General features: G+C 32.2%; 20 protein-coding genes. 13 read left to right on the top strand and 7 right to left on the bottom strand.

All coding sequences use genetic code 11. The features are described 5' to 3' along the window. The first annotated feature begins 5 nt into the window (after nucleotides 1-5). The 7 genes from KQI38_RS11195 to KQI38_RS11165 all read left to right on the top strand — a co-directional run bounded on the left by KQI38_RS11195 (nucleotide 6) and on the right by KQI38_RS11165 (nucleotide 6,700). The gene (locus KQI38_RS11195; protein WP_216559437.1) at nucleotides 6-1,361 is read left to right on the top strand and encodes a sigma-54-dependent transcriptional regulator; all 1,356 of its coding nucleotides are present in this window, start codon (nucleotides 6-8) and stop codon (nucleotides 1,359-1,361) included. Nucleotides 1,362-1,551: 190 nt separating this feature from the next. After that, complete coding sequence (locus KQI38_RS11190; protein ID WP_216559435.1) at nucleotides 1,552-2,592, top strand: TRAP transporter substrate-binding protein; 1,041 nt, start codon at nucleotides 1,552-1,554, stop codon at nucleotides 2,590-2,592. 33 nt (nucleotides 2,593-2,625) lie between these two features. Continuing rightward, entirely contained in the window at nucleotides 2,626-3,102 is a 477-nt protein-coding gene (locus KQI38_RS11185; protein ID WP_216559433.1) for a TRAP transporter small permease, read from the top strand. After that, nucleotides 3,099-4,373, top strand: a complete 1,275-nt coding sequence (locus tag KQI38_RS11180) for a TRAP transporter large permease (RefSeq protein ID WP_216559431.1) — start codon at nucleotides 3,099-3,101, stop codon at nucleotides 4,371-4,373. Before KQI38_RS11185 ends, KQI38_RS11180 begins: the two co-directional genes overlap by 4 nt. Nucleotides 4,374-4,726: 353 nt before the next feature. Further along, entirely contained in the window at nucleotides 4,727-5,212 is a 486-nt protein-coding gene (locus KQI38_RS11175) for an acyl-CoA thioesterase (RefSeq protein WP_216559429.1), read from the top strand. A 69-nt stretch (nucleotides 5,213-5,281) separates the two neighbouring features. Further along, nucleotides 5,282-6,403: a chromate transporter gene (locus KQI38_RS11170; RefSeq protein ID WP_216559427.1), complete on the top strand. Its 1,122-nt coding sequence runs from the start codon at nucleotides 5,282-5,284 to the stop codon at nucleotides 6,401-6,403. An 18-nt stretch (nucleotides 6,404-6,421) separates the two neighbouring features. Further along, complete coding sequence (locus KQI38_RS11165; RefSeq protein WP_216559425.1) at nucleotides 6,422-6,700, top strand: DUF1905 domain-containing protein; 279 nt, start codon at nucleotides 6,422-6,424, stop codon at nucleotides 6,698-6,700. 48 nt (nucleotides 6,701-6,748) lie between these two features. Here the strand turns inward: KQI38_RS11165 and KQI38_RS11160 are convergent, their stop codons facing one another. The 5 genes from KQI38_RS11160 to KQI38_RS11140 all read right to left on the bottom strand — a co-directional run bounded on the left by KQI38_RS11160 (nucleotide 6,749) and on the right by KQI38_RS11140 (nucleotide 10,553). Beyond that, nucleotides 6,749-7,456: a DUF6320 domain-containing protein gene (locus KQI38_RS11160; protein WP_201259871.1), complete on the bottom strand. Its 708-nt coding sequence runs from the start codon at nucleotides 7,454-7,456 to the stop codon at nucleotides 6,749-6,751. Beyond that, on the bottom strand, nucleotides 7,434-8,720 hold the full coding sequence (locus KQI38_RS11155; RefSeq protein WP_216559423.1) for a hypothetical protein: 1,287 nt from the start codon (nucleotides 8,718-8,720) through the stop codon (nucleotides 7,434-7,436). Before KQI38_RS11155 ends, KQI38_RS11160 begins: the two co-directional genes overlap by 23 nt. A 14-nt stretch (nucleotides 8,721-8,734) precedes the next feature. Continuing rightward, nucleotides 8,735-9,655: an alpha/beta hydrolase gene (locus tag KQI38_RS11150; RefSeq protein ID WP_216559421.1), complete on the bottom strand. Its 921-nt coding sequence runs from the start codon at nucleotides 9,653-9,655 to the stop codon at nucleotides 8,735-8,737. Between the two features lie 135 nt (nucleotides 9,656-9,790). Next, nucleotides 9,791-10,177, bottom strand: coding sequence for a DUF302 domain-containing protein (locus KQI38_RS11145; RefSeq protein WP_094901859.1), 387 nt, complete (start codon nucleotides 10,175-10,177; stop codon nucleotides 9,791-9,793). A gap of 112 nt (nucleotides 10,178-10,289) precedes the next feature. Further along, entirely contained in the window at nucleotides 10,290-10,553 is a 264-nt protein-coding gene (locus KQI38_RS11140; RefSeq protein ID WP_216559419.1) for a YciI family protein, read from the bottom strand. A gap of 217 nt (nucleotides 10,554-10,770) precedes the next feature. Between KQI38_RS11140 and KQI38_RS11135 the strand changes: the two genes are divergently transcribed. From KQI38_RS11135 to KQI38_RS11115, 5 genes are all read left to right on the top strand, one after another. Then, nucleotides 10,771-11,325: a DJ-1 family glyoxalase III gene (locus tag KQI38_RS11135; RefSeq protein WP_216559417.1), complete on the top strand. Its 555-nt coding sequence runs from the start codon at nucleotides 10,771-10,773 to the stop codon at nucleotides 11,323-11,325. A 221-nt stretch (nucleotides 11,326-11,546) separates the two neighbouring features. Then, nucleotides 11,547-12,788 carry an ABC transporter substrate-binding protein gene (locus tag KQI38_RS11130; protein ID WP_216559415.1) on the top strand — a complete coding sequence of 414 codons (1,242 nt, stop codon included), beginning with the start codon at nucleotides 11,547-11,549 and terminating at the stop codon, nucleotides 12,786-12,788. 3 nt (nucleotides 12,789-12,791) lie between these two features. After that, on the top strand, nucleotides 12,792-13,493 hold the full coding sequence (locus tag KQI38_RS11125; RefSeq protein ID WP_216559413.1) for a GTP-binding protein: 702 nt from the start codon (nucleotides 12,792-12,794) through the stop codon (nucleotides 13,491-13,493). Continuing rightward, entirely contained in the window at nucleotides 13,486-14,505 is a 1,020-nt protein-coding gene (locus KQI38_RS11120) for an ATP-binding cassette domain-containing protein (RefSeq protein WP_216559411.1), read from the top strand. The genes KQI38_RS11125 and KQI38_RS11120 overlap by 8 nt, the downstream gene beginning before the upstream one ends. Before the next feature lie 180 nt (nucleotides 14,506-14,685). Then, a complete protein-coding gene (locus tag KQI38_RS11115; RefSeq protein WP_216559409.1) occupies nucleotides 14,686-14,928 on the top strand; it encodes a hydrogenase maturation nickel metallochaperone HypA in 243 nt (80 codons plus the stop codon). 45 nt (nucleotides 14,929-14,973) lie between these two features. Here the strand turns inward: KQI38_RS11115 and KQI38_RS11110 are convergent, their stop codons facing one another. Then, nucleotides 14,974-15,369 (bottom strand): bactofilin family protein, encoded by a 396-nt coding sequence (locus KQI38_RS11110; protein WP_094901876.1) that lies wholly within the window; start codon nucleotides 15,367-15,369, stop codon nucleotides 14,974-14,976. Between the two features lie 18 nt (nucleotides 15,370-15,387). Continuing rightward, the gene (locus KQI38_RS11105) at nucleotides 15,388-16,296 is read right to left on the bottom strand and encodes a M23 family metallopeptidase (RefSeq protein ID WP_216559407.1); all 909 of its coding nucleotides are present in this window, start codon (nucleotides 16,294-16,296) and stop codon (nucleotides 15,388-15,390) included. Between the two features lie 237 nt (nucleotides 16,297-16,533). Between KQI38_RS11105 and hcp the strand changes: the two genes are divergently transcribed. After that, nucleotides 16,534-18,198: a hydroxylamine reductase gene (gene hcp / locus KQI38_RS11100; protein WP_246565791.1), complete on the top strand. Its 1,665-nt coding sequence runs from the start codon at nucleotides 16,534-16,536 to the stop codon at nucleotides 18,196-18,198. Nucleotides 18,199-18,235 lie beyond the last annotated feature (37 nt).

The raw sequence follows: 18,235 nt of genomic DNA, 5'->3' as shown, positions 1-18,235 counted from the left end.
TTAATATGGAAAAAATATTGATTGCTGATGATGAAAAAAATATTTGTGATTCTTTGAAATTTGCACTTGAGGACAATTATGAAGTATTTACTACTCAAGATGCTAACCAAGTTATGGAAATATTATATAGCGAAAATATAGATGTAGTTTTATTGGATTTAAAAATAGGTAAGATAGATGGAATAACAGTTTTAAAAGATATAAAGAGTAAGCTAAGAAATGTTCAAGTTATTGTGGTGACAGCTTACGGCAGTATTAAATCTTCCATTAATGCCATGAAGGAAGGAGCCTTTCATTATATTACAAAACCTATAGACATGGAAGAACTATATTTATATGTGGAAAAAGCTATAGAGTACAAAAACTTAAATTACTCGCTAACGAATCTTAAAAAGATATTGCATGAAAGATATAGCTTCAAAGAAATTGTAGGAAATTCTGATAAGTTAAGGTTATTTCTTAACAGAGTTGAGAAAGTGATAGATATTGATTCCACAGTATTGATAACTGGTGAAAGTGGTACTGGAAAGGACTTAATTGCTAAAGCATTACATTTTCAAGGAAATAGGAAGGATGAAAATTTTATAGTGGTAAATTGTGCAGCTATTCCAGAGAACCTTCTTGAAAGTGAATTATTTGGATATGAAAAAGGAACTTTTACGGGAGCTGATAAGAAAAAAATAGGTAAAATTCAGCTAGCTAATAATGGAACTTTATTTCTAGATGAAATAGCGGAAATGGATTTACAGCTTCAAGCAAAGATATTGAGAATTGTTGAGGATATGGAGGTCACACCCCTAGGCAGCAATAGACCAGTTAAAATTGATGTAAGAATTGTTGCTGCCACTAATAAGGATTTAGAAGCGGAGGTTAAAAGCGGTAAATTTAGAGAAGATTTATTTTATAGATTGAATGTGATTAATTTAGAAGTGCCACCTTTGAGAGAGCGTAAAGGAGATATCCCTATTTTACTCAATTATTTTTTAAATAAGTATAATAACAAATTACATAAAGAAGTTGTGGGATTTAGTAAAGATGTTATAGAAACTCTAGAGGAATATAAATTCCCTGGAAATGTAAGAGAACTTGAGAATTTAGTTGAAATGTTAGTAGCATTATCTGATAATAAAATCATTTCAAAAGAGAGCTTGCCTGAGCGATATTATGCTAATAATGATGAAAGTTATGATAATAGTGACATAAGAATTAGAATAGGAACCAATTTAAAAGAAATCGAAAAAATTGTAATATTAAAGACCTTAGACTATTTTCAAGGGAACAGGCGTATGACAGCAGAGAGCTTGCAGATAAGTGAAAGAAATCTTCAGTATAAAATCAAAGAATATAATATTGTGAAATAAAAGACTTCTGCAACATTTGCACTTTAGTGCAATAATTGCAGAAGTCTTTTTAAAAGATGTAGTTAACAGACGTGATTATTCCAGTGTATTTATATATTATGGCATGGCATGAATGTTGCAATTATACATGTTTAGGTAATTGATTTATTAATTCACTAAGTCAAGAGATTAAAATTAGGAGGATGGTAAAATGTTCAAGTCTAGAAATTTTGTAATTCTTTTAGTTATGGTATTAATACTTAGTTTAGCTGTTAGTGGCTGCAAAAGTAAGGATGCATCAAAGGGTTTAGATGACAATGGGACCGAAGAAGTAATTGAGATTGGATATGGACATGGATTTATGCCTGAAACACCTCATCATAAGGCAGCTATTAAGTTTAAAGAGGAAGTTGAACAAGCAACCAATGGAAAGGTAAAGGTTAACTTGTTCCCATCAGGACAATTAGGAAGTGCAAGGGAGATGTTTGAGGGGTTGCAGATGGGAACTCAAGAGATCGCTTTAGTACCGACAGCTAGAATAAGTGGATTTGCACCTGAACTACAATTATTTGATTTGCCTTTCTTGTTTCCTAATAGGGAAATCGGATATAAGATTATGGATGGAGAAGTTGGTACAGCATTGCTTGATAGCCTGAAAAGTCAAAAAATTAAAGGTGTTGCTTTTTACGAGGATGGATATAAGCATTTTACAGCTAATAAGCCAATATCCGAGCTAGAAGATTTTAAAGGTTTGAAATTTAGAACAATGGAAAGTCCTATTATAATTAATCAGTTTAAAGCTTTAGGAGCTAATCCGACTCCTATTGATTTTGGGGAGTTATATAGTTCATTACAGTTAGGCGTTGTTGACGGACAAGAGAATCCGTTAGTTACAATAGTAAGTTCCAAGTTTTATGAAGTACAAACTAATCTAACTCTTAGTGAGCATGCTTATTTAGGCCATGTACTGATATTTAGTGATGATTGGTACAATAAATTACCTAAAGATATACAAGAAATACTCTATGAAAAGGGTAGAGAGATAGCTAAATGGCAGAGGCAAGCAGTCCAAGAAGAAGAGAAAAATTATTTGCAAACAATTAAAGATGCTGGCGTTAATGTAGTTGAATTATCCCCAGAAGAAAAAGAAAAAATGAAAGAAATAACTTTATCTGTTCATCAAGAATATGTTAAATTATTTGGAAATGAAATTTTAGATAAGACATATGAAGAAATTGAAAAATATAAATAGATAGTTAAATAATTTGAAGGTAGGAGGTCGAAAATGAAATCATTTAATAATATCCTATCAAAGATAGAACAATACTTCATTGGGATACTGCTATTAGCTATAGCTTTCATACTTTTTATTAATGTAGTACTTAGATTTTTTGGTTCTTCTTTGGTGTGGTCAGAAGAAGTGGCACGATATGCTATAGTATGGCTGACATTTGTTGGCTCTAGTGTTTGTGTTTATAAAGGTGCACATATAGGAGTAGATGCTATAATGAATGTTTTAAGTGAGAAGGGTAAGAAAGTTTTACTTCTTATAACAATCCTAATGTCAATTGCATTTACTTTGCTATTTACTTATTTTTCATTTATAATTACAAAAAATGTATTCATTACAAATCAAGTTAGTTCAACTATAAAAGTTCCAATGGTATATGTTTATGGTTCAATGCCTATAGGTGGAATACTTATGTTATTGAGATATACTCAAGAATTCTTTATAAAACTAAAGGGTGGTGAAGGTAAATGACAGTAGCATTATTCGTACTTCTATTTGTCTTTTTATTTACTGGAGCACCAGTATATATTGCAATGTCTTTAGCAAGTGTTCTAGCATTATCTTTTTTCACTCCTATACCTATGGAGGTTGTAGCTCAAAGGATGTTTTCTGGTATTGATAAGTTTTCATTAATGGCTGTCCCATTTTTTATTCTTGCAGCTAATGTAATGAAAGGTGGAGGGATTTCAAAAAGAATACTTAATTTGGCAAGTAAATTAGTAGGACATTTAACGGGTGGACTTGCTATTGCAGTTGTAATATCATGTATGTTCTTTGGAGCAGTTTCGGGTTCAAGCCCTGCAACAGTTGTTGCAATAGGAGGGCTTATGTTACCTGAATTACTTAAAGGAGGATATGGTGAGAAATTTTCACTTGGATTGATCACATCGAGTCCAGCAGTCGCAGTAATTATACCTCCAAGTATAGGTATGATTGTATATGGAACTGTTACAGGAGTATCAGTTGGGGATTTGTTTATAGGAGGTATCGGTCCTGGAATCGTATGGGGATTAGTTGTTATCGCATATTGTTACTTTATTGCAAAGAAGGATAAAGTACCTGTACAGGAGAAAGCATCTTTGAAGGAAATATTAATAGCTTTTAAAGAGGCTGCATGGGCACTAGGAGTTCCTTTTATTATAATAGGAGGTATCTATGGTGGAATATTTACACCAACAGAATCTGCTGTTGTTGCTTCAGTCTATGCTATTTTTGTCGCTATATTTATTTATAAGCAGTTAGATTTTAAGGGGCTATTAGATGAATCCATTGATGCCGCCGTAGGTACAGCACAAGTTATGATATTATTAGCTGCTGCTTCGATATTCTCTTGGATATTGACTAGGCAGCAGATTCCACAGGCCCTCGCAGAGGGTTTGATAGCAATAACTAATTCTAAGGTAACGATATTGTTAATGATGAATATCATACTTTTAGTTGCAGGAATGTTTATAGATCCAGCTTCGGCAACTACTATATTAGCACCATTATTTTTACCTCTAGCAATAAATTATGGTATAGATCCCATACATTTAGGAATAATTATGGTTGTAAATGGTGCCATAGGAATGTTTACACCACCATTTGGATTAAATTTATTTGTAGCAACAGGAGTCTCTAAAGAACCTGTTAGCAAGATTATTTCAGGTATAGTACCATTTGTAATATTATCTTTAATTACCATGGCTATTGTGACATATGTACCACAAGTAACAATGTTTTTTGTTAATACCATGAAATAAATATATAATAAACACTAGTTAATAATCTATGGACCTTAGATTAAGATTTTAGTGATTAGATTTTAAAAACGGTTTTGGATTTAGATTTGATCCCAAACCGTTTTTTTATAACGAATATGGAAGCACTACTTTAAGGCCTCAGTATTAAAGACTTGATTTCAAGGAGTTTTAAGCAGAGTGCCGAAATCTGTGATTTCGTGCAAGTCTCTTATGCAGTAGTCAAGAAAGGCCTCCTTCAAAGACTTCTTTGGAAACCTTTTTTATATGCAATTAATTACTTTTCTTGTATAAAAAATTGATTCAATATATAATTAATCTAAATGAGAAAAAGAGATGACATTGGAGGTAAACAAATGATGAATAATCTGGACAATTATAATAATATATCTTTCGCAAGAGCTGAAACTTCTGTGATAATGGAGGTATTTCATAGCAATATTTATGGAAATGTCCACGGTGGAGAGCTGATGAAACTTGTAGATATTGCAGCAGGTATGGCAGCAACAAAGCATTGTAAAGGTCAGGTAGTTACTGCTAGAGTAGATGAAGTAGTATTTCACCGTCCGGTGCATGTAGGAAATATAGTTAAATGTATTGGACAATTAGCTTATGTAGGTAAATCTTCTATGCAAATTATAGTAAATATCTTAGTAAGTAGTATAGAAAATTATAGTGAATGGGAAACAGCATTAACTGCATTTGTTACTATGGTTCATATGGTAGATAATAAATCAGCCAAAGTACCAGAATTGATTGTAACTACGAAAGAAGAGGAAGAAATCTATAAACTGGGAGAGAAAAAGTATAAGGAAATAAAAGAAAAATATATTAAATCATAAATTGTTTGATATAGATTGCTGGTTAAATCACTTCTTAGGGTATCAATTGATTAACTAGGAGGTGATTTTTTGAGCGATATTAATTATAAGGATTTAAATAGAACTGAGAAGATAGAAAGACAAAAAGAAATAGTAAAAGTTTTTTTAAAGTTAGGAAGTCTAGCTTTCGGAGGCCCTGCCGCTCATATTGCGATGATGGAGGAAGAAATAATAGATAAGAGAAAATGGATAACTAGGGAAAAATTTATGGACTTAATTGGAGCAACAAATCTTATACCTGGACCAAATTCAACGGAACTTGCAATTCATCTTGGATATGAAAGAGGAGGATTATTAGGATTATTGTTAGCGGGGACATTTTTTATTTTCCCTGCAATGGTTATAGTTCTATTGTTTGCCATAACCTATGTGAAATATGGTAGTATTCCTCAAGTAGAATCTATACTTTATGGAATGAAGCCTGTTATTATGGCGATTATCTTACAAGCCTTATATAGATTGGGGAAATCAGTAATAAAAAATAAAATTTCTTTAGTCCTTGGATTATTTACGATAGCCGTATATTTATTGGGAATAAAAGAGATACCTTTATTATTTATTTCTGGAATTATTATGATGATTATGCAAAACAAGGAGAAACTCAAAAATAGGATGTTTGGAATAGGAATATTACCTTTGTATTTAGTATTTTTTATCTTTTTAAAGATAGGCTCAGTCTTATATGGAAGTGGGTATGTGCTTTTGGCATTTTTAGAAGCAGAGTTTGTAGAAAAATTAAGACTGCTTACAAATCAGCAATTACTTGATGCAGTTGCAGTAGGTCAATTTACACCGGGACCAGTATTTACTACAGCTACATTTATAGGATATTTGTTAAGGGGCATACCAGGAGCTATATTGGGCACTATAGGAATATTTCTTCCGTCATTTATACTGGTTTGGGCATTGAATCCTTTAATACCAAAGTTAAGAAAATCTTCTTGGATATCTGGAATGCTGGATGGTATAAATATAGCCTCCTTAGCATTGATGGCTACTGTAAGTTTTAAATTAGGTATATCATCTTTGAATGATGGTTTGTCCATTATAATATTTATAGTATCAATATTTTCCTTGGTTAAATTTAAAATAAATTCTGCATGGATTATTATGGCTGGTGGGCTAGTAGGTTGGATAAGTAGTTTGATTTAATGTACAGGAGGTCTAAAAGTGAAAAAGGTATATGAATTTGAAGCTGAAATAAAGAAAGTTCCTGATATTGATGGTGCATATATAGAGATACCCTTTGATGTAAAGGTTGAGTTTGGAAAGGGTCGTGTACCTGTTACTGCTACATTCGATGGAGAACCATATGAGGGCAGTCTTGTGAGGATGAAGACTCCATATCATATAATCGGTATCAGAAAGGATATCCGAGCAAAAATAGGCAAACAACCAGGAGATACGATAAAGGTTACTTTAGTAGAAAGAGATGTAAATAAGAAATAAAATAAATGTAAAACACATATATAAATCAGTGGAGAGGACTCCACTGATTTATATATGCATTCTTTTACTCATCTCTATTTTTATATTCTTTCCCTGAAAAATAAATACAGCTGATAAGGATATAATGCTTAAGGATACACATATTATTGTTGGATATATAATCTTTATCCAACCAAATATCATAAATAAAGCGGGAATTATGCCGAATAATCCATCTATTAAAGCATAAGTAATATAATCTCTTACGCTTAGTTTCATGATCTTTGCTGTTACATACATAACTATCATAGCAGCCACACAAGCAATAGGGATTACGTAGTTTAAGGACCAGCCTCTCCAGCCTGTTTCCCAGTCCCAGAAAATGGCTAACAACGATATAATTGCAACTTGACGTACAATTTTTTTAGGTATATGATATCTTTTTTGTATAATAGAAATTAATCCTAGCCACATACTAAGCAGCCCAAATACTAATAATAGTGGCCAATTTATATCAGAGGGAAAGAGTATATTGATTGCAAAGCTAATTACTACGGCTGCAATAGAAATAAAAATCATTATTTTAATGGCTAGATGACTTTCATAATAAGGAGGTATTCTAGGAAAAATATCCTCATCTTTATGAGTGATATTAGTATGTGGTAAGATATTACCACATAAGGTGCATTTTTCTCGATTTTCCCGTATATAGAGTCGGCAGTGAGTACAATATTGCATGGTATTTTCCTTCTTTCTAAAGATTTGATGTGATTTCAATTTCAACTCCCTTTTGTGAAAGAAACTGAAAAAATGTTTTTTGTATATCGGTTTCTTCAAAGGGTGATGTAAAGCTAATGACAATTCTGTCTTCATAGGTACATAAGGTTATCAGAGGTCTTCTAGCACTGACGCAAATACTAAATTGTCGTATGTAGTTATTAAACTCTGAAGGCATGATGATCTTCCCAATATTTGAAATAGATGATGTTATCTTCCTATCATTTAGCCTATTGGCTATACGAAGAACATAATCCTTAATGGGTAGGGGAATCACCCTTGTAAGTAGATTTTTTTCTAAGGACATAAAGTGATTCAGCTGTTTATCTAACTGCTCCTTGGTCAATCCTTTCTTAAAACCTTCACTTACACTCTGAATTATTTCTTCAAAATCAGGACTGCTATTATTAAATTGATAACTAATATTCATAGTACTAAAGAAATTTCTAGCTGTGGCTGATTCATAGTATTGCCTTAAATTAATCGGAACAGATAAAACCACAGGTCTTTTTTTCTTATTAGCAGGCATTTCCTTATAAATAGAATAAAGGAGTAGGGATGTCATAAATATTGTTAAAGTAGTATTATATTCATGAGCTATATCTAAAACGGCCTTTACGGACATAGACCCTTCAATTAGTTTCATTCTGTTTTCTGCTATTCTATTTCCTTTAATATGATAAGCAGGTCGAGATTTTTCTTTTTTCTCTTTTTTGTTTTTGAGTTTTTGACTAGGATTATCTTCTTTATTATAATTCTTGCCAAAACTATCATCCATCTTTTGACTTATTGATGCTTTGAAGTTTAGTTCAGGTATCCTATCTCCAAATATATCTCCATATCTAATAGTCATATAATGATATATAAGTGTCTCCATAAACCAAATAACACCTGCACCGTCAGTAAGAGAATGAAAAATTTCCACATTTATTCTTTTCCTATAGTAAAATACTCGAATTAATAAGTTTCTTTGATTTTTTATATAAAGAGGAGCACAAAGTGAATTAGACTCTAATTCCACTTTAGGATTAGTATCTGTGGATTCGAAATAGTACCAAAAGGCTCCTCTTCTTAAGACAGATTTATATAGTGGAAAGCTCTCAATAGTTAAATCTAAAGACTTTTGCAAAATCTTTGGATCAACATCTTCATATAATTCACAGGCAAGTCTAAAAACCTTAGTATCCTTATTATTGGCAACTGCAGGAAAAAGTTTTGATGCATTATCAAGTTTAGTCCAATTTACTTCTTTTTGCTGTTTCATAGTACTTCCTCACTTCAATAATTTTTATCATTTAAAAATAAGTTTATAATCTCATAACATTTATCAGTATCATCTGAGCTTAGGGGATTTGAAATAAAGCCATGAAGAGCGTCTTTCATTCTATATATCTTCACATCATTGCCAAACTGTTGTAGCTTTATTCCGTAAGCTTCTCCTTCATCTCTAAGTGGGTCAAATTCTGCTGTAACAATTAATGTCTTAGGCTGATTTGAGAGTTCTTTAGCTAATATTGGTGCTACATATGGATTTAATCTGTCCTCCTCATTTTTGACATATAAATCCATATAGTCCTGTATTCGCTTTGAAGTCATTATATAATCTGTTCCATTTTCTTTTACAGACGGATAAGGAGAACTTTCGCTATGATCATAATTTGTAGCAGGATATATTAAAATCTGTTTCTTAGGTAAGAATTCTCCACGATCTCTTGCCATAAGTGAAACTACTGCCGCCAAATTACCTCCGGCACTATCACCGATTAATATAATATCCTCTTGACTGCAACCAAGTATTTGAGGTTTGGAGAAGATCTCCCTAGCAGCATAATAACAATCCTCTACCCCCGCAGGAAAAGGATTTTCTGGAGCTAAACGATAATCTACTGAAATAACAATATGATTAGTTTTATTGGCCATATTTGCACATACATTGGTATAGGAATCAATATTTCCAGTAACCCATCCACCGCCATGAAAGAAAATCATGACCTTAGAAAGTGGATTGGCTTTAGGTATAAAAACACGCACTGGAATTTCTCTATCTTCTACCATGATTTTGTGATCCAACATTTTGTAAATTGGTTCCGATGGCGGATTCAATACATTTAGTATTTTACGATATTGCTTATAATATTTCTTTAAACTTATATGCGGAGCAGATATAATTTTTAGAGCCCATTTTTTTAGATTATTCATATAGTTAAATTCTCCTTATCTAGTACAGATAACTGATATTTACTTATTATATATTATAATACCCATAGTGGGTCAATACTTTTCTTTTATAAAACAAAAAGGTGATCTTATTGACCACCTTCTATAAAAAATATTTTATATAGCATTATCTATGGCTTCTATTAATATCTTTTCTACTTCACTAGCCACATCTCCGAGATCATCATGGCCTGACATACTCATTAATATCTCTGGCCTTGCAGTTCCTATTCTTACAGTTCCATCCTTTTCGTATACTACCATTTTACATGGCAGGAAATAACCCATTTCAATATGCTTAGTAAGTACTTCATTAGCCTTATGGGGATTGCAAACTTCCAGAATCATAAAATTATTAGGGAAATCAATTCCGTGTTCATTCATCTTATCCTTAAAGTTTAATTGCCATAGTACACCAAACTTTTTTTCCTTGAGGCTTTCCGTTATACTCCTTATAGCTTCATCAAAGGATTTATTTGTAACCTTTTCATATCTTAACTCCATTTTAATACACTCTCCTCTAAATAATTCTAAAAAGTATATACCCGCGCAGGGTATATGCTAAACGTTAATTATTATAGAGTTATTTTATCTAATATATAGAATAATATTTATACTATTCTATATTGCTGCGCCATTCCTTTAATATTAGGGTACGGGATTTTTGTAATACAGCTGGGTCATTTTCAGCCATTTCTTTAGCCTCTTCATAGGAATTAGCTTTATAGATTACGAGTCCCCCACTATGATCTGTAAAAGGACCTTTAGCAAATATTTTACCTTCATCGATAAATTTTTGAAGATAAGCTTTATGTATGTCTAGTATTTCACTATCTTTTTTTGCATCGATGGTTTCTAATATAGCAGCATATAAAATCATTTTTCTCACTCCTTATAAATTTTTACTGATAGTTTAAATTAGTACTTTACTAAGTATTATACATATAATTTAAATTGTTGATATGTATAATTTCTCTAAAAGATCATTTATAGGGATAGATTATCTTAAGTTTAAATAAGCTAATAGTAGGTAATATGCTATATTTCACAAAATCTTGGGTATAGATAAATACATAGAGAAAAATAGGAGGGGTTATATGAAGAAGGTTATTTTATTTTTAGCAGAGGGTTTTGAAGAAGTAGAAGCCTTAACAGTAGTTGATTATCTTAGAAGAAAGGATATTAACGTAGATACCGTTTCTATTACTGAAGATAATGAAGTAAAGGGAGCACATGAAATTGTAGTTCTTGCAGATAAAACTATAAATGACATTAAAGATATAGATGATTATGATGCTGTAATTATTCCCGGAGGACTACCAGGTGCTACAAATCTTAGGGATAATGATAAAGTGATTGATGTAGTAAAGAAAATCAATGAAAATGGGAAGCTTACAGCTGCTATATGTGCAGGACCAATAGTTCTTGAAAGAGCTGGCATAATAAAAGATAAAGAAATCACATCATATCCAGGGTTTGAGGATGATTTAAAGAATGGAGTTTATATTGAACAAAATGTGGTGAGGGATGGAAGTATCATAACAGCAAGAGGACCAGCATTAGCTGTAGATTTTGCCATAGAGATAATTAAATACTTATTAGGAGAAGAAAAATCCGAGGAATTAAAGAAGGATATATTATATAAAATCTAAAGTTAAATTATAGTAGGGTTATCATGTGGTTGTGGATAATTATTCTATTAGGATATATTCCAGTGATTTATAAATTAAATAGACGAATATCGGCGTTAGAAGATGAAATAAGAGACCTTAAGAAATAACTTAAAATTGGTAACAATAGTTACCGATTTTTTTTGTTTTCAGAGTTATAATAAATTTATACAATGTCGGGAAAGAATTTTAGGAGGAATAAAATGAATAAATATTTTGATATAAAAGATAAAGTATATGACATAACGGAAAAATATCCAGAAACTATAGATATATTTGTAGCCAACGGTTTTGAGCAACTGGGCAATGAGAAAATGAGAAAGATAATGGGCAAGACAATTTCTTTAGAAATGGCTTGCATGACTAAAAAGGTCAATGTAGAATTATTTACTCAAAAGCTAATAGATGCAATAGAGAGCAATAGAATGTCCGTAGACTCAGCCTTAGCCGCGCCAAATCAAAATAATGGCGGAGATATAAAAATAGAAGGGGTTCTTCCTTGTCCTGTAAGAGTCCCATTATTAGAAGGTTTTAATGCTTGGATGGATGAAAATAAGGATAAGTTTGATTTTAAAATTGATTATGAATTAAAGTCAGCAAATTTGGGAGTGGATTGGATAAAGGAAAGGATAGAATCAGATAATGAAGATTCTCTATCGGATTTATTTATGTCTGCTGGATTTGATTTATTTTTCGATAAGGGATTAATGGGAAAATTTAAAGCTAGAGATATATTTGAAGATATTACAGGCTTAGACAAATTAAATAAGGATTTTGATAATGAAGAAATAGATCTGAAAGACCCACAGAAACAATATTCAGTAATAGCAGTAGTTCCTGCCGTATTTATGGTAAATACTGAAGAATTAGGAGATAGAAAGATGCCTAAGTCTTGGGCAGATTTGCTAAAACCAGAGTTTGAAAACTCAGTATCATTACCTATGAGAGATTTTGATTTATTTAATGCAATATTATTAAATATATATAAGAATTATGGTGAAGAAGGAATAACCAATCTTGGAAAGACGTTACTTCGAAGTATGCATCCAGCTGAAATGGTAAAATCCCATACCAAAAAAACTAATTCAGGGATACCGACTGTGACAATCATGCCATATTTCTTTACTAAGATGGTGAGAAATGAATCACCTCTCAAGCCTGTCTGGCCAGAGGATGGAGCTATAATTAGCCCAATATTTCTATTGGCTAAGAAGAAAACTAAAGATAAAACCAAACCATTTGTAGACTTTTTCTTCTCTAAGGAAGTAGGAGAGATTCTTTCAACCAATGGAAAATTTCCTTCAACTAATCCAGAGGTGGATAATGAACTATTTTCTACTCAAAAATTTATGTGGCTTGGTTGGGATTATATAAATAATCATGATATTGGTGAATTAATAAGAAAATGTGAAAAAATATTCCATGATGCAGTAAAGGAGGAATAATATATGAATTTAATTGTATTTTCAGGTCCCCCATCATCAGGAAAGACCTCAATAATATTAAAAACAATAGAAGCACTAAAACAAAGAAAGATTTCTGTAGGAGTGGTTAAGTTTGATTGTCTCTATACAGATGATGATATATTATATGAAAAGGCTGGAATACCAGTGAAAAAAGGGCTTTCAGGTGCCCTTTGTCCTGACCATTTCTTTGCATCAAATATTGAAGAAGTAGTAAAATGGGGAAAACAAATGGAATTAGATATGTTAATTACTGAATCAGCTGGACTTTGTAATAGATGCTCCCCATATATTAGAAATATAAAAGGTGTTTGTGTTATAGATAATCTTTCTGGGATAAATACACCAAAGAAGATTGGACCAATGTTAAAATCCGCAGATATAGTGGTTATCACTAAGGGTGATATAGTATCTCAGGCAGAAAGAGAGGTTTTCGCCTCAAAGGTAAGTTCAGTAAATCCAAGGGCTACTACTATGCATATTAATGGGCTCACAGGTCAAGGAGCTTATGAATTAAGTACCTTATTATTTGACGAGGAACAAAAGATAGATTCCGTGCAAGGAATGGAACTAAGATTTCCAATGCCAGCAGCCATGTGCTCCTATTGTCTAGGAGAGACAAGGATAGGAGAGGCATATCAAATGGGAAATGTAAGAAAGATGGAATTAGGTGATGATTATGAGTAATTTGACTATAGGACAACTTGAAGCAAAATATCCCTTTGTAGTTAGCTATTTTGAAGAAAACAAATTGGATACTACAGATTATAAGGATAAAACTTTTGAGGAATACTTAGATAGTTTTAGCCAAGAGGATATAGAAAACTGGGCTATAAATAAAGAAAAATTAACATCAGACTTAGAAATCTTTATAGAACAGATGAAGGAATTCTTAGGTATAAAAGAAGATGCAAAGGTGAAATCCTTGACTATATTATCTGGTCATAATAAATCAGGAGATAAAGAGGGATTTAAAGAATTAACTATAAATAAATCGGAAATAGTTTCCATAGTAGGCCCTACAGGCTCAGGAAAATCAAGGTTATTAGCTGATATAGAGTGGACTGCCCAAAGGGATACCCCTACAGGCAGAGGAATATTAATAAATGGAGCGATGCCCGATAAGAAATGGAGATTTTCTTCTAATAACAAATTAGTAGCTCAGCTCTCGCAAAATATGAACTTTGTAATGGATCTTACAGTTAAGGAGTTCTTAGAGCTCCATGCACAGAGCAGATTAGTTCAAGATGTGGAAGAGACAATAAAGAAAATAATCAGTGCGGCCAATAATCTTGCAGGTGAGAAATTTGATTTAGAGACTCCAGTGACATCTTTAAGTGGTGGACAATCAAGGGCTTTAATGATTGCAGATACAGCAATACTTAGCTCTTCACCGATAGTATTGATAGATGAAATTGAAAATGCAGGAATAGACAGGAAAAAGGCCTTAGAGTTGTTAGTATCTGAGGATAAAATAGTTCTTATGGCTACACATGATCCAATATTAGCTCTTATGGCTGATAGAAGAATCGTAATTAAAAATGGTGGTATAGATAAGATAATTGAAACTAGCAATGAAGAAAAAGAATTACTATTAGAGCTTGAGAAAATGGATAATATCATTCAAGGAATGAGAAATAGACTTAGAATTGGAGAAGTTTTAACAATGCACAATGCACAATTAAGACCAAAAGAATAATTTGTTTTTTAATCTTTTTAATTGTGAACTTAAGTAGGGAACCAAAATCATGGTTTTTGATTTTGTGTTCATCACTTAGCTGCTGATATTTGCCCCGCAGGGTATAATTCAGTAGTCCTTTAGGGTTTGTTTATCTAGTGAATTGTGAACTGTGAATTAGACAGAAAGGGGAATATAAAAATGCATGATGGATGTACAGGTACTTTTGAAAATGGAAAGATGGTAGTAGATAAAATAAGAATGATGGGATTTAACACTCGTCCAATGCCGCCAGGAGTTATTATAAAATGTATAGAATGTGGAAATGAATTTGAAATGACTCATCTAGAAACAAAATGCCCTCACTGTAGTATGGTATATGGAGTAACACCTTGTTCAGTAGCATATCCAGAAAGAATTATGGCAGCAGGAAAAAATTATTAAAAAATGCCCTTAAAGTATACTTTAAGGGCATTTTTAATTAAGTTATTACTTACTATTTTCAGCTTTGCTTTTTGAATGTAATTCCGTAACATTATTACTTAGCATCTTACAATTGCCATCAAATTTAGCATTTTCATGAACTACAAAACTAGAGACTTGAATATCTCCTATTAATGTTCCCGTAGGAAGAATGACAAGCTTTGTTTTTGAGTCAACATTTCCATGTATAGTTCCTGCTAAGGATATATCATTGGCCTTTATGTTTCCATAGACCTTTCCAGTTTCACCTACAACAATATTTCCCTCATAGTTTATATCACCTTCAATAAAACCATCAACTCGAAGATTTCCCTTACCTTCTATTTTTCCAGTAATTTTAATATTTTCACCTATCAAAGAATCTAAATCTTCAACAATAACATCTTCCTTTTTTTTAAACATCTTTATCCCCCTCAGATTCTAATCTTTTAGTACATCAAATGGATTTATAGGATTATCATTTTTGTGGATTTCGAAATGCAGATGGTTTCCAGTAGATCTTCCTGTTTTACCCATTTCAGCAATCAATTGACCTTTGTCCACTTTATCGCCGACAGAAGCTAATAAATCATTATTATGAGCATATAAAGTTTTGTATCCGTAGCCATGATCGATAATTATAGTTTTTCCATATCCGCCTTTTCGCCCTGAGAAGATTACAGTACCTTTTGCAGAAGCTATAATATCTGTCCCCTTTGAGTTTGCAATATCAATACCTTGATGAAATTGAATTCCTCTCCCAAAGGGATTTTTCCTATTGCCAAATTTTGAAGTAAGTTTTCCTGATGTAGGCATTGAATCAGGGACAGATTCTAAATAAGCAAATCTAGCCTCTAAGTCCTCTATAAAGACCTCTAGTTCCAACTTCTTATCCTCTAAAACTTCTGTCAATATATCCATTTCCATCTCAGGAGCTAAATCCTTAAGAGATATATCTGGACCTGATTCCCCGCCTTTAGAGGGACTGCTGACACCAGCCATTTTTTCTAAAGCCCTTTGTAATTCATCAATTTCCATAAGCTTATTTTCAACTTGTATTGTCTTATCTTGTAATTGTTTATTTTGCGATTTAAGATCAGCCAATTCCATATCTTTTTTTCTATTTTCTTCTTCTAAGTCATTAATAATAGAAGATTTACTATTAGCTTCCTTTTTTAAACTTAGTTGATATGTAGTGTTTCTACTAATATAGAGCAATAAGACTATAATGAAAGCAGAGGATAGAGATAATAGGGCTTTAGGCATCCACCTAGGTATTACCAATTTTCTAACCTTTTCTGTATGAGGTACTATCATTATGCAAATCTTTGAGTTATCTTTACTATTCATATCTTTCTCCTTTGTCTATAAATATTAAATAGGTAAAGTACATACTTAAATATTTACTTGACATTAATTGTATCATATTTGGATAAAAATGGAAATTATAAATAAACTTAAGATTTTTTTCATTCCGTAACATAGGTTACCGAATAAGTTTTAAAACAGATATATAATATCAGATATAAGGTAAGAACAATAAAGTGTAACAAGCACTAATAATATAAAATAGGGGGAAAGAAAAGAATGAGTATGTTTTGTTATCAATGTCAAGAAGCTGCGGGAGGAAAAGGATGTACAAAGGTAGGAATGTGTGGAAAGACAGCTGATTTAGCGGCATTACAAGACTTAATGATCTATGCAGTAAAAGGTATTTCAGTGTTAGGCGTAAAGGCAGACGAAGCAGAAATTCAAATTCCAGTACTAGATAGGTTCTTAATAGACAGTTTATTTATGACTATTACAAATGCTAACTTTGACAAAGAAAGATTCTTTAAGAAGATTAAAGAGGCATTAAAATTAAGAGATGTATTAAAGGTTACTTTGACTGAAAAAGGTATAGAATTAGGCGACTTAGCAGATGCAGCAATATTTACAGTTAATTCAGATGATGAAATAGTGTTTAAGTCAACTAGTCAAGAAGTAGGTGTACTTGCTACAGAAAATGAAGATGTAAGATCATTGAGAGAATTAATCATTTATGGAGTTAAGGGAATGGCAGCATATGCTGAACATGCAAGTAATTTAGGATATGAAGATCCAGAGATATCTAAATTCATTAGAAAGGCAATGGCTGCAACATTAGATAATAGTTTAACAGCAGATGATTTAGTAGCATTAACAATGGAAACAGGTAAATATGGTGTTGATGTAATGGCATTACTTGATAAGGCTAATACTTCTACCTATGGAAATCCAGAAATAACAGAAGTAAATATAGGTGTTAGAAATAATCCAGCAATATTAGTATCAGGTCACGACTTAAAAGATTTTGAAGAATTATTAGAACAAACTAAAGGCTCTGGAGTAGATATCTATACTCATGGTGAAATGCTGCCAGCTAATTATTATCCAGCATTTAAGAGATACGATCACTTTGTAGGGAACTACGGAAATGCTTGGTGGAAACAAAAAGAAGAATTTGAAAAATTCAATGGAGTTATATTATTTACAACAAACTGTATAGTACCGCCAGCTGCATCTTATGCTGATAGAGTATATACAACAGGTGCGTCAGGTTATCCAGGATTTAAACATATAGCAGACAGAGTAGACGGAAAGCCTAAAGATTTCTCAGAATTAATCGAGCATGCAAAGAGATTGCCGGCTCCAACAGAAATAGAAACAGGTAAAATCGTAGGTGGATTCGCTCATGCACAAGTATTTGCATTAGCAGATAAAGTTGTAGATGCAGTTAAATCAGGAGCTATAAAGAAATTCTTTGTAATGGCAGGTTGTGATGGAAGACAAGGAAGTAGAAATTACTACACTGATTTTGCAGCAGCACTTCCAAAAGATACAGTAATCCTTACAGCTGGTTGTGCAAAATATAAATATAATAAGCTAAATCTAGGAGATATAGGTGGAATTCCAAGAGTATTAGATGCAGGACAATGTAATGACTCCTACTCTTTAGCAGTTATAGCTCTTAAACTAAAAGAAATATTTGAATTAAATGACATAAATGAATTGCCAATAGCATATAATATAGCTTGGTATGAACAAAAGGCAGTAATAGTATTACTTGCACTATTACACTTAGGTGTAAAGAATATTCACTTAGGACCAACATTACCAGCATTCCTTTCACCAAATGTGGCTAAAGTATTAGTAGATACTTTTGGAATAGGAACAATATCAAATGTAGAAGATGATATAGCTATGTTCATGGGAGCATCCATGGAAGCGTAATATAAATAACTCCTCAGCCATTATGGTTGAGGAGTTA

This window comes from Tissierella carlieri (genome assembly GCF_018917285.1).
Lineage (GTDB): Bacteria > Bacillota > Clostridia > Tissierellales > Tissierellaceae > Tissierella > Tissierella carlieri.
Note: the sequence above shows the minus strand (reverse complement) of the source record. Positions and strands in the feature narration are given on the sequence as shown.